This is a genomic window from Paenibacillus sp. MMO-58 (assembly GCF_037146255.1).
Classification (GTDB): Bacteria; Bacillota; Bacilli; order Paenibacillales; family Paenibacillaceae; genus Pristimantibacillus.
This window is the reverse complement of the sequence record NZ_JBBCVY010000011.1, coordinates 26,370-39,217: the sequence shown is the minus strand read 5'-3', so window position 1 is coordinate 39,217 and position 12,848 is coordinate 26,370. Positions and strand designations below refer to the sequence as shown.

General features: G+C 52.6%; 7 protein-coding genes. 2 read left to right on the top strand and 5 right to left on the bottom strand.

Annotated elements, in window-relative coordinates:
• The first annotated feature begins 33 nt into the window (after window positions 1-33).
• Window positions 34-939 (top strand): AraC family transcriptional regulator, encoded by a 906-nt coding sequence (locus tag WFJ73_RS26140; protein ID WP_336775886.1) that lies wholly within the window; start codon window positions 34-36, stop codon window positions 937-939.
• Between the two features lie 52 nt (window positions 940-991).
• Here WFJ73_RS26140 and WFJ73_RS26135 read toward each other — a convergent pair whose 3' ends face one another.
• Window positions 992-2,827: an S-layer homology domain-containing protein gene (locus WFJ73_RS26135; protein ID WP_336775885.1), complete on the bottom strand. Its 1,836-nt coding sequence runs from the start codon at window positions 2,825-2,827 to the stop codon at window positions 992-994.
• Between the two features lie 22 nt (window positions 2,828-2,849).
• Window positions 2,850-6,302, bottom strand: a complete 3,453-nt coding sequence (locus tag WFJ73_RS26130) for an Ig-like domain-containing protein (RefSeq protein WP_336775884.1) — start codon at window positions 6,300-6,302, stop codon at window positions 2,850-2,852.
• Between the two features lie 279 nt (window positions 6,303-6,581).
• On the opposite strand from WFJ73_RS26130, the gene WFJ73_RS26125 reads away from it, so the two are divergent.
• Window positions 6,582-7,868, top strand: a complete 1,287-nt coding sequence (locus tag WFJ73_RS26125) for a WD40/YVTN/BNR-like repeat-containing protein (RefSeq protein ID WP_336775883.1) — start codon at window positions 6,582-6,584, stop codon at window positions 7,866-7,868.
• Between the two features lie 83 nt (window positions 7,869-7,951).
• On the opposite strand, the gene WFJ73_RS26120 is transcribed toward WFJ73_RS26125, so the two are convergent.
• The 3 genes from WFJ73_RS26120 to WFJ73_RS26110 form a co-directional block, all read right to left on the bottom strand.
• The gene (locus WFJ73_RS26120; protein WP_336775882.1) at window positions 7,952-8,551 is read right to left on the bottom strand and encodes a glycerol-3-phosphate acyltransferase; all 600 of its coding nucleotides are present in this window, start codon (window positions 8,549-8,551) and stop codon (window positions 7,952-7,954) included.
• Window positions 8,548-9,648 (bottom strand): glycosyltransferase, encoded by a 1,101-nt coding sequence (locus tag WFJ73_RS26115; RefSeq protein ID WP_336775881.1) that lies wholly within the window; start codon window positions 9,646-9,648, stop codon window positions 8,548-8,550. The genes WFJ73_RS26120 and WFJ73_RS26115 overlap by 4 nt, the downstream gene beginning before the upstream one ends.
• A 617-nt stretch (window positions 9,649-10,265) precedes the next feature.
• On the bottom strand, window positions 10,266-12,803 hold the full coding sequence (locus tag WFJ73_RS26110; RefSeq protein WP_336775880.1) for a beta-mannosidase: 2,538 nt from the start codon (window positions 12,801-12,803) through the stop codon (window positions 10,266-10,268).
• Window positions 12,804-12,848: the final 45 nt, after the last annotated feature.

Here is a 12,848-nt window from a genome sequence, read left to right as displayed (position 1 = left end):
GGTCACCCGGAGAACAAGGAGGCAAACATTCGAGTGAAGCAGGACTATCTGGTGCAGATTCAGCAGACGATCGATTACATTGAAGCCCATATCGGCGAGGAGCTGTCTTTATCGCGGCTGGCGCAGGTTGCGAGGCTCTCGGACTTTCATTTCCACCGGGTCTTTCTATCCATGGCAGGAGAGACCGTGATGGAATATGTGCGGAAACGGCGTCTGGCGATATCCGCTTACCAAGTGGCTTATTCGGATGCAAAGCTGATTGATATCGCTCTCGATACCGGGTTTCAGAACCATGAGACCTTCACCCGCGCCTTCAAGCGCATGTTCGAAATGACGCCGGCCGAGTACCGCAAGCGGGAGATCAAGCCTCCTGCCTACTCCAGGCTGAACATGCTGCAGCGCAAGTACAATCCCTATTTAGGAGGAATACGAATGGAATACAAGATCATCACCAAGCCTGCCTTCAAGGTTATCGGCTACGAGATCCGTACCCGGGCAAACGGAGACAATCATAAAGAGATTCCGGCCTTCTGGCAGGAGTATATTCAGAAAGAGCTGTACAAAAATATCCCGAACCGCGTGCACAAGGATTCTCCGGTCGAGCTTGGCATCTGCTACAACTTCGATATGGGCTCGGACAGCTTCTCTTACCTGATTGGCATGGAAGCGGAAACCTTTGACGGCGTGGAAGGCGAAGGCCTGGTATGCCGCGAGTTTGACGGAGCCGAATATGCCGTGTTCACCACGCCGAAGGTGCCGCGCGAGCAGTTCTCCTCCTCGATTCAGAATACGTGGATGACCGTCTTCAGCGAGTGGTTCCCACATTCGGGCTATGAGCATACCGGCAAGCCGGAGTTCGAGCTGTATGACGAGCGCAGCAATCATGAGTTGGCGGAGATTCAGATGGACATCTATATCCCAATCAAGAAAAAGGCTTAATGAAGCGAAAAAGGCTATCCCCAGCGTGGGGATAGCCTTTTTTATAGCCTGCTTATGAATTAATAAGTCCGGCTGCAACCAGCACACGCTTCATCATAACAGCCGATTCCGCGCGGGTAATCGGCTGCTTCGGCAGAAGCTTGCCGTTTGTTCCTTTTACAATGCCCTGCTTCGCTCCGGATGCTACCGCCTCAAGCGCCCAGCTGTCGATGTTCTTCCTGTCGCTAAACTGGCCGATGAGCCCTGCGGTTTCGTTAGCCGAAGCTTGTACCAGGCCAGTCATGGCGGAAGCCCGGTTAATCATCACAATGGCTTCTTGGCGGGAGATCGAAGCATTCGGATGGAAGCTTCCGTCCGAATATCCCGTAATAAGACCGTACGATACGGCCTCCAATACCGCGTCATGGTACCATGCTGTCGCACCCACGTCGCGGAAGGATACTTGGGTATCGTCCTTGGAAGCATGAATGCCTAGAGCCCGCAGCAAAATAGCGGTGAATTCCGCCCGCGTTACGGAGCGGTCCGGCGCAAAGGTGTCTGCTGATACGCCCTGGATAACCATGCGGGATGCCAGATCGTTAATGTCGGCTTTCGCCCAATGCTTCGTTACGTCGGCAAAGGTTTTGGAATGCCATACTACCGCATACGTGCTGTTCGTCAAGCTGTTGATCTGCGCGTAGTAGCGGCCTTCCGACTGGGTAATCAGAGTAGGTACATGCATAACCGTACCGTCGCTTGCCATCACAACGCCAGTCGTAATACGGGATGGATCAACGCCGTCCGGAATCGCAATTGTACGGTTTACGTAATTCGAGAAACGGTCGATCGTGACCGACTTGCCTCCATAGCTTGCCGTAACTTCAAACTCAACCGGAGAAGCGATAAGGTCCGCACCGCCGGCAGCGGCCGCTTGCTCCACGCCTTGCTTATCTTTTACAGCCGAGATCGTCACATGGATCTTAATATCCTGCAGAGCCGTTCCCGCATCTAATTGACTAGCAACCTGATCGATATTCATTTGCGACGCAGACAACGTGTAGCTTGCCTGGCCTGTCTGAATGACAAGCTTGGCGGCCATATTTTCCATCAGCTTCACCAGCTGCCCGTTCAGCTCGCCAACCACGACATCACGACTGCCGCCAACGGGAAGCATCAGCGTCTTGATCTGATTTTTGCTGAGCTGCTCGGCAACCTTGTCATTATCGACGCTGATTGTCGTCACATCGCGCCCGTTGACGGTGGCATTCGACTGAGTCGCCGATTCGCCTTGCTCCTTGCCGTCTACAATCACCTTCACTTTGCCGGAGTCAGCCGGCAGGTTCCGGTAAACGGTAACGGTACCCTCAGCCACCGTAACGGCCAAGGTGTGCATATCACCGTCGGTGAACGTCAGATTGGCAGGGTCCTCCGAGTTTACGGTTAACGTCTGCTTGGCCGATTCCGAGCCGGGTTTGGCTTTGATTTGTACCACAAACAGCTGTTTTGCCGCGTTAATCAACCGCTCTCCGCCCGTTGTATCCACCCAGATGACGCGAAGCCATCCATTCTCCTGATCAATATTGGAGGCAAAGCAGCCCTCTTCGGATTGACTGCAGGTTTCCGCATTCGCGTCCCCGTATTTCGGCGTTACGCTGATAACTTCAATCGCCTTTGGATCATAATTCAACTGGATGTTATAAGAGCCGATCCCCGTCTCCTGCTTATTAATCGATACCGGAACATCAACCGTTCGGCCTGACATAACCGCTACGTCGCTAATTTTCAGTTGAACAGGAAAAGCTGGCGTGGCATGTACGCGGGTACTCCCGATAAAAAGTCCGCTCAGCAGCAAGGCAAGAGCCAGCATCCCCGTCAATAAAGGGTTAAACATCTTCTGCTGTATGGTCATGTTGAGCCTCCATTAAGTTGTTTTACGGCGTATGATTGCCTATATACTGGAATGAACCCTTCGGATAGACGTTCCACTGATCTTCGTCATATTCAATCGAAGCGCCGTTAACCCCGGATTTGCGGACAAGGGTTTTACCGCTGGCTAATAACCCGCCCGGGCCTGTCTCGGCTGGATCGCCAAGTACGTCGATCGCTTGATTGCCTCTTTTTAGAACGATTGCTTTTAGAATCTTGTCGGGGTCGTTAATAATAACTTCATCGTTGTAATACGCTGCATGCGTAACATCAAAAAAGTCGTAAAACGTTCGGTCAATAAAAATAAACGGCATGTTTTTGTAGATTTCAAAAGTGATTGGATAGTCGCTGACCACGGTTGTGTTGCTCTTCGTGTCATAGCGGTACACCGACACCGAGTAGGTATTCGCAGGGACCTTGTCGCCGCCTGCAGCCGCCATTGGCGCATAGAGTTCTATGGCTATTTGAGAATCCGAACCTCTCAGGAACTCTGAAATATACATATCTGGCACGATCTCAACCGACGTTGTTTTGAAGGCAAACGCATTGACCTTTTTGTTGCCGATCAGGCTGGCATCCACGAAAGCTCCCGCTTCGACCACTGCATAATACTCCGTATTAGTCGTGAAAGCATTATGCTGAATCGTAACGGTTGAACCGTTTACGGATACCTTCGATCCGTTGGCCGCATCCATCGTCTCGACTACGCTGTTATCGGCTTTCTTGTAGATCGTAATCTTTTTCCCTGCTGCAGCCGTAACGTTCTTGTCAAAGGTCATCGTAAGCGGATCTGCCTTCTTCACCTTGGTTGCTCCCGCTGCAGGAACCGTGCTGATTACGTCCGGTTCGATTTCCGCCTTAATCGTCAGGTTCTGCGAGGTAATCGCCTGACCGCTTGCGACAGCCGAAGATAATGCGGTAACCGAGAAATCCGTAATATCCGTATCAAAATCGGTACCGTCATAATCGAATATGACGTAAGCCGATCCATCAGGATATACTCCCGCTCCGATAATCGATAAGCCCGCCGGGGCATGGTTCAAGACAAAATCATCTTTATCCGCATCAGCCAGGAATGTATCCCCGTCAAGCGTCAGCGTTACAAAAGCTCCGGCATTTAATTTGCTTTCTAAGAGCGGTGCGCCAGGGTCTTCGGCAGCCAGTAATTTACGCGTATCCTTGGACGTAAATTTCCAATCCGTGATCCCGGCAAAGCCGTTCCCTGCCGCATCCTTCACGGCCCCCGCTTCAATCTGAATAACATATCCCTTCAACGCATCAAACGGAGCATGCTGGATTGTCAGAGTGTCGCCGTTAACCGCTACCTCCGAATCGCTGCCAAAGGTATAGACGGCAAACACGGTTTGATCCTTGGCATTAACAATCTTCACCGTCTTGCCGTTAACCGGTATAACCGATTCGCTAAACGTCACCGCAAGCTCATCCGCCAGTCCTACTCCCGTACCGTTATCCGTAGGATTCAAGCTGCTCACAACCGGCGCAATCGTATCCGGCGTGGTGAAGTTCCATGCCAATATTCCTTGCAGTCCTGCATAAGTGTTACCCGCCGCATCTCTAAAGGCTCCCGCATCGATTTCCACATAGAAATCAGCGCCGTCCGCCAGGTTCGGGTTAAGTAGCGTTACGGTATTACCATTAATCTGGACATTGCTTGTGTCCGTAATGTTATAACTCTTGAAAAGACTGTTGCCGGAAGCCCGGTAAATACGCACGGTCTTTCCGCTTACGGCTTGTACAGGCTCCGAGAATACCATCGAGATCGAGGCCGTCCGGTCTACGCCGGAATCGTCATCTGCAGGCGTCGTTGCCTTAAGAACCGGCGCAATCGTATCCGGCGTGGTGAACGACCAATCCGTACCGTTGATTCCCGCAAAAGCATTACCGCTAAGGTCGGTCAACGCCCCCGCCTCCACTTCGATGGAATAAGACGATGTCTCGGCCAAGCCCGGATTATGAATCGTCACCGACTTGCCGCTGATCGTCACTTTCGATGTATCCGCAGCGTCATAGGAGACAAGCTCGCTTTGATCCGCGTTAAGAATCGTTATTTTTTTACCGCTAAACGCCTGCACGTTCTCATCCAGCGTCAAGGTGAAGTTCGAGGCTTTATTGGCGTCTGCCGCTCCGTTCGCAGGAGATAACGCAGCCGTAACCGGTCCTTCCGTATCTACGGTTGTAAAGCCCCAGCCCATGCTGCCGGAAATACCTTCAAACGGATTTCCAACAAGATCGGTAAAGGCGCCAGTATCAATCGTGACGTAATAAGCGGTTGCATTGCCAAGTCCCGGATTCACAAGAACGGCGGTGCTGCCCGTAACCGCCACTTTCGAAGGATCCGATGCCAGGTAGGTGGTCACCAGTTGGTTGTCCGACGCACGGTATATATGTATGCTTTTGCCTGCTGACGCTTTGATTGGCTCATTAAAATCTATCTGCAGCTGTTCGGTCCGGCTTGCGGTATTCGAAAGAACAACCGGCGTAGTTCCTGTTACGACAGGCGGCGAAGTGTCCGGAACGGTCCCGGTTGTGCCTGTATGCACGGCAGAGCCTGCTGCCCCGCGGGAATCTACCGGTACAACCTCGAAGAATAGATAATGGTCGACGTCAGCGTCCTTTACGGTATAGGCAGTGGTAACTTCACCGGTAATCGGCGTCTTATCGGAGCCGTCTGCCAGCGTACCGCGGTACCACTGATAGAGCGAGGTTCCTTCCCCATCATTCTCCGGATCGGCATAACGGTAGCTGCCGGTTAACGTGCTTCCGGTATGCACGGTTCCCGTAACGGCAATACGGTCAGCCGAAGGCGCATCATTGCTGTCCTTCAGATCGGCAATAAACTTTACTCCGCCCGTTGCCGGCGTCTTGCCGACATAGCTGTTCATCAGAACGGTTGCATCGGCCGTCGTAATAACGCCGTCGCGGTTAACGTCGAGCCTGTTTTTCTCCTGATCCGTTATGGGAAGCTTGGAATTAATCACTTTATAGATGTACAGCACGTCGGCTGAGGTTAATAGACCGTCCCCCGTTGTATCTCCAAGGAGAGTTACGTTCAGATCTACGTAATCGGTTAAAGCAAGCGAGGTAGAATCACTGCCCGTAATCGCGAGACGGGTAACACCAGGCTCTTTAACACGGACTTCGATCCGGCCATTAGCCGCTGTTGCAGTTGCCACATTGGGCTTGCTCGAGGAGGCCGTTACGGTGACCGGACCCGTAAACTGCGGGAATACGCCGCTAACGTCAAAGCTGAAGGAGTCTCCGTTCACCGCCATGCCGGCATTCAGCCACCCGCTGTCTCCCGTAACCGGCGTCAACACCGTATTGACCGGCTCTGCATGTACGGTTTGTCCGCCAACTAGCGGAACTGTAAGCAGGAAAGCAGATAAGGCGCATGCTGCTCTCTTCGGAAGACGAGAGCTGTTCATTCGTACGTTCATGTCATCGTTCCCTTCCTGATGTTTGGACTCTACGCTGCGAACCAAGAAAGACTAAGGAACTATTTTCGCGCCTTTATATGAGTCTTTATCCCTATGTTTCGACGTTATTTGGCAAAATCCTTTATATAGAGGCATGAATTTCCACACTTAATTGTCGAATCCCCCCTACCGAATGACTAAAATACTTTATTACTAAAATTCCCTGCAACTCTGCAGAAACATGGTTCGTCTAAGGGGAGGAAGGTTAAGCTATTAATAAAAAACCAGGCGGTGAACATCATGAAAAAAATCAGCACCCTTGTTTTACTGGTAACGCTCAGTTTGACCCTGCTTATGGCAGGCTGTTCAAAGGCTGATAACTCGGCCAATACACCATCCGCTAACAACTCCACCAACCAGTCGTCAAACTCTAACGATACGGATACAGGCTCGACGAATACGAGCACGAATGCGCCTAGCACGGAACCGGAGAACACTCCCTCGCAGCAGCCAAGCAATAACGGCGGCAGCACTTCCGAGAATCCAACTCCGATCAGCACGAATGAGAAAACCGTTCAGATCGGCAACATTACGGCACTTCGTCTTGCCGATTCGAAGGCGGGCTGGGTAGCCGGCAATGGCCAAATCGCAAGAACCGATGACGGCGGCGCACACTGGAAGCTGCAATATTCCGGAAGCAAGCCGATTAATCAGATTTTTGCCCTTAGCAGCAATAAAGTGTGGGCAACCATTGGCGACAGCAATGCCAAGAGCCTGATCCTCATTCAATCGACCAATGGCGGCAAATCATGGACGAAGGCTGGCACCGTGCCTAATCATGGCTTCCTCCATTTCACGAATGACAAAACGGCCTTCAGCGGCAATGCGATGACCAAGGACGGCGGTAAAACATGGACGGAACTGCAGACGCCGGGCAAAGAGATTGGCGAGGTATACTTCCATGACGTGAACAACGGCTGGGCGGTACAAGTGGTCAACGGCCGGCTTCTCTTCATGCATACCGGAAACGGCGGCAAGACTTGGAATACCGTAATGACGCGCAAAACGGAAGAGGCTCCTACTAACGTCATCATCCGTTCCACAGCGGCTAACGATGCCTGGATTGAGCTTGTTGGGGGCTCCGGCATGTCCCAAACCTCCTACTCGCTGTTCCATACGACGGACGGCGGCAAAACCTGGCTTCCGGCAATCGTGAGGAACGGGGCGGGTTCCGGCCCGGCACCAGGCTTTACGATGGACGATGCATCGGTTCCTAAAGGCATGACCAGCTCAGCCCCCGGCACCTTGTATGTCGTAAATCCGCAAACCGCGATTATGGGCGGACAATGCTCGGCTTGCGACAAACCAAACACCATCATGAAAACAACGGACGGCGGCAAGCACTGGACAATCAGCAAGTCTGAATTCACGGGCTACGGCACGCAATTTATCGGTGCATCGGATGCCAGCCATATCTGGTTCATCACGACGGACGGAGCCAATGCAGCCGTGCTGAACACGTCCTCCGACGGCGGCAAGACCTGGCACAAGGCCTTCACTTTCAAAAAGCCGCAGGCTCAAAAATAAGTTCAAACAAATAAACTCTTATAATTGGCAAAAAGCCCTTCTGCATTTCTGCAGGAGGGCTTTGCTTTTTCTCTTATAGCAACTCAGTTCGTATCCTTAATACCTATCAGCTCTTTCCGGTGCGAATAGGCCAGCAGAATAAAGGTAATCAACCCCAGAAGTACGTAAGGCCAGGTGTAATTGTCCAGCACCAGATAGATGGATAAGAGCAGCATCCCCAGCACAACATGAAAGGCGTCAGTCTCCGAGGAGATAGGCCTGCCCTTGCTCAGCCGTCTGGATGCCAAAAGCAGCACCGCCAAAATAATCGCGTAGGCGAGAGATGCCGAAAAGCCGGTGAGTCCGCTCCAGACGCCAAAGGTAACGGCAATCGCCTTGCCCCCCTTCCAGGCGGTAAACGGAGAGAATATATGGCCAAGGATAGCTGCCGCCGCGGGAAAAATAATATCGAAACCGGTAACCGATCCGCCGTGCTGCATCAAGGCCATCGGCAGGTAACCCTTTGCAAAATCCAGCACAATGCCGGCAAGGCCATAACCGTATCCCGCTGCCTTCCACAGGTTAATCGCACCCGGATTACCGTCTCCGTAAGTTTTCAGATTAAGCTTCTTTATTCTGCCGATCCAATACGAGAACATCAAGGAACCCGCCAGAAACGCTAGTGCCGTCCATCCGATGATCATGGATTGCCACGCCCCCCTACCTCAATGCTTCTGCCCTTCCAGGCCACCTTCCGCAGACATACCACTTGATACAAGGAATAAAGCATAATGTACAAGAAGAAGACGGTACTTAATAGATGAACTGCAGGAAGCCAGCTTCCGAAGCGCCCCGTATAACGGACAAAATAATAAATCTGCAGCGTGTAGACTACATAACCGATGGCGAGGGGCAGCAGGGCGGACGTTCCAATGACAAAAGGAGCCGCTTCCGCCGCAATCAGCCCGATCAGCCAGACGGCTACAAGCAATGTTGTCCGGATATGCAGCTTGCTTGTGCTGAGCACCGCCCCTTTGCTGAAGCCTTGAATTTCGCTCTTGATCCCGCCCGGATACATACGGAAGGACACCACGCCCCGGCCGATATAATTCGCCACTTTCACTCCAGCCTGGATAAACCGCGCTCCCAGGTTCAGATCGTCAAGCACCTCGCCTTTGACGCTCTCATGCCCTTTCGCTTGCTCGTAATCCTCTCTAGTGGCGAGAATACAGGAGCCGTATAAGCCTTTATCCGGGTTTGTCCGCTCCATGGGAGACGTAAAGGCAAATAAGCCAAGCAGGTTCGGGATAAGCGCCAACCGCTCGTAAAATTTTTCCGCCACGTGAAAAGGAACAACGGAGATGACCCCTCCCTCCTTCTCTCTAGCAGCCAGCAGGGAGCGTACCGCATCGGGCGCAAGCCGGACATCCGCATCCAGAAACAGGATCAGATCGCCCTCAGCCTGCAGATATCCGTTCCATACCGCCCAGTTCTTGCCTGTCCATCCGGACGGAAGTTCCGGGTTCGAGATGACTTTTATGCCATAGCTCTCCGCAACGGCCTGCGTGCGGTCCTCCGAATGATCGTCTACCACAATAATCTCAAACGGTTTATAGGACTGAGCCTTAAGGGAACCCAGTAAAAAAGGTAAATTCCCCTCTTCATTACGGGCTGGAATTATAATCGACAGCTTCCTTTCCTGAAAGGGACCTTCGCTGCAGACAGGCACCGTATTTCTTCGGAAGAGCACAAACCCCATGGCTGAGGCGCATACGAGTAAGGCTGTGATCAATACCCCCATGTCTCACACCCCCCAATAAGCTTATATAGCAAATATATGGCTTTGGCGGTCGTTCTAAGAACGTTTATCTGCCCGGGGGAGGCTTGATCCATTAATTTTTTATAAAAGCACTGTGATTTGTTTCGTGTGCATGACGAATCTTAAAGAAGAACTAGAAGACTTAACTTCCATGCCAGCACCCGCTTCGGCGCTCGAGACTGCCACTTCAGCGGCGTTAAGACCCCTCAGGGACCTTAACCGTCTAACTAGCTGCTCTTTTCGCTTGCTTAAGGTCACTTAGGGACCTTAACTTCCATGCCAACGTCCGCTTCGGCGCTCAAGGAAGCCACTTCAACGGCTTTAAGGCCCCTTAGGGACCTTAACCGTCTAACTAGCTGCTCTTTTCGCTTGCTTAAGGTCCCTTAGGGACCTTAACTTCCATGCCAGCGTCCACTTTGGCGCTCAAGGAAGCCACTTCAACGGCTTTAAGGCCCCTCAGGGACCTTAACCGTCTAACTAGCTGCTCTTTTCGCTTGCTTAAGGTCCCTTAGGGACCTTAACTTCCATGCCAACGCTCCGGCAAACAAAAAAGATGCCCCATTGCCAACTCAGCAACGTTGCATCTTCTCTTATATTTATTACTTCGCGTAGTTAAACATCGACTGCACGGTTACCTGTCCTGGCGCTGCAGGGACAAACCCAACGCGGTTTGCCGCTTTTTTCTTGAACTGAACCGTTACGGGGATACCCGGGATCAGATCGAAGAAGTTATCCGTAAAGATCCCTTCCTCCTCCGCTTGCACCAAGACCTGCTTGGCCAGCCGCTTGGCCGTTAGTACAAAGGCCGTTCCTTCGCTGCCGGCGGCTTCTTCCACCGCAATCTCGGGATCCGTAAGCGCAAGCTCCTTCGTGTAGACAAAATAATGCTTGGAGCTAGCCAGCTCATGACCAGCTTGAATCAGGCGGCCAACAAGTACCGTGCCGTTTGGATCAAACTCGCCCAACTGTTCGGCCGACAGGGAGAGAACCAGCTTGGCCGAGCGGGCGCCAATAGCAATCGTCTCGGAGCCCGATTTCAGCAGGCAGCCGTCCAGCTCATGCAGGCTCCATTCCAGCACGGCGTCAATGGACTGTCCGAGATCGGATACGACATGGAGGTTCGTCACGTCGTCCTTCTGGTCAAAGGACAAGAGAACATCGGCAAAGCTGTTCTTGATCAGATATTGAGCGGCTTTCCATCTGCCGTAGTAATCCATGCTTGCCCAGGAGGCAACCGGCCAGCAGTCGTTGATCTGCCAATATAACGATCCCATGCAATAGTCCATGCTCCGGCGGTGAGCCTCAATCGCCTGCTTCATCGCTTCGGCCTGCAGCACCTGGCTGATATAAAGGAAGGAAGGGAAATCCTTCGGCTGCTTCATATACCGGTCCGCATAATCCTTGATCAGGAAGTTGCCCCGGCCATTCTTCTGATGATGAAGCATCACTTCGGAATCCAGCGCCATATCCTTCTCTTCCGCATAAGCAAGCACCGTCTTGTATTCCGGGAAGGACTGGAAGCCGTACTCGCTCATGAAACGTCCGATATTCTGGTTATAATGCTCGAAAGGCTCCTGTGCATGCCACACCGCCCAATAGTGAATATCGCCATGCGAAGAGTTGTTAGTCGCATGCTGCTCGCTATTGCCCGTCAGGCGCTGCATCGGCGATGACGGCCAGTATTCAACGTCCGGCGCCATAACCGCCACAACCTCCGGCAGCACCTGATGGAAGACAGCCTCGTAATCCGCCCAGATTTGTTCCCGCTGCTCGGCGGTGTACAACTGCTTCCAGCCCCAGCCTTTATCCTCCTCAAACTGCGACCAAGCCGTATCAATCTCGTTATTCCCGCACCATAACGCGATACTTGGATGGTTGCGCAGACGACGCACATTGTCCTCTGCTTCCGCACGCACGCTGCTCAGGAAAGACTCGTCGCCGGGATACATGCTGCAGGCGAACATAAAGTCCTGCCAGACCAGAATCCCGTTCTCATCGCATAACTGGTAGAAAATATCCTGTTCGTAAATCCCCCCGCCCCATACGCGGAGCATATTGAAGTTCGATTCCACCGCGCTTGCAATCTCGTGGCGGTAACGTTCATCGGTTACCTCGGCGAAGAAGCTGTCGTTCGGAATATGGTTAGCGCCTTTTGCGAAGACCGGAATGCCGTTCACCTCGAAGTAGAACGATGATCCCCGCTCGTCCGGCTTGCGGATAAGCTTAATGGAACGAAGACCGGTCACTGCGGAAGCTTGAGCCAGTTCCTCCCGCTCTTGCGAGAGAACAGCTGTAAACGTATACAAATGTGGCTCTCCAAGACCACGCGACCACCACAGCTTCGGCTGTTCAATCGTAAGCGGCCAAGCAATTGTCTGCGCGCCACTCTCAAGAACGACCTTGCGGGTCCATTCCTGTCCGTGATCGGTATGAAGCTTAAGCTCAAACTCGCCGCCTTGCTCCGATTCCACCGCAAGCTGAACCGTTAATTTTGCCTCGGCCGCCGTCACTTCATCCTGCCGAACATACAGGTCCGTGATTCGCGCACCGCTCCAGCCCCGCAAATACACCGGTCGGCCAAGTCCGCTTGTGACAAACCGCGGCCCCCAGTCCCAGCCGTAATGATACGGCGCTTTACGCGAGAATACGCTTACTTTTTTGCCTTCAAGTCCGCCAATAACGGAATCGTCATTAGGCGCCGGCAATCCGGGACCGTAAGACTCAAGCTTAGCCAATCCCTCCTCGATCGGGGAGCGGAAGCGAATATACAGGCGGTTGCCTTTTTCCCGTACGTAAGGCTTCGCGTCAACCGTCCAAGTGCGGAACATATTGTCCGCCGACAGCACCAAAGCATCATTCAAATACACGTCCGCGTACGTGTCCAGCATTTCGAACACCAGCTCGAGCTTGGCATGCCCAAGCAGTTCGCCCGGAGCGTCGAAGACGGACTCGTATTCCCATACTTTTTTATCAATCCACTGCAGGTCCTTCTCGTTGGTCCCGATAAACGGCTCGGAAATCAGGCCATTCTTCAGCAGGTCCGTGTGCACGCAGCCCGGTACAAAAGCCGGCTTCCACTCCTGCTCTTCGCTATTCTTAAACGTCCAGTTCGAAATCTGCCACTTCAACTCGCTCATTAGAATCCTCCTAAATATAAGGCCATTGCCAATGGTTTCGCGTAA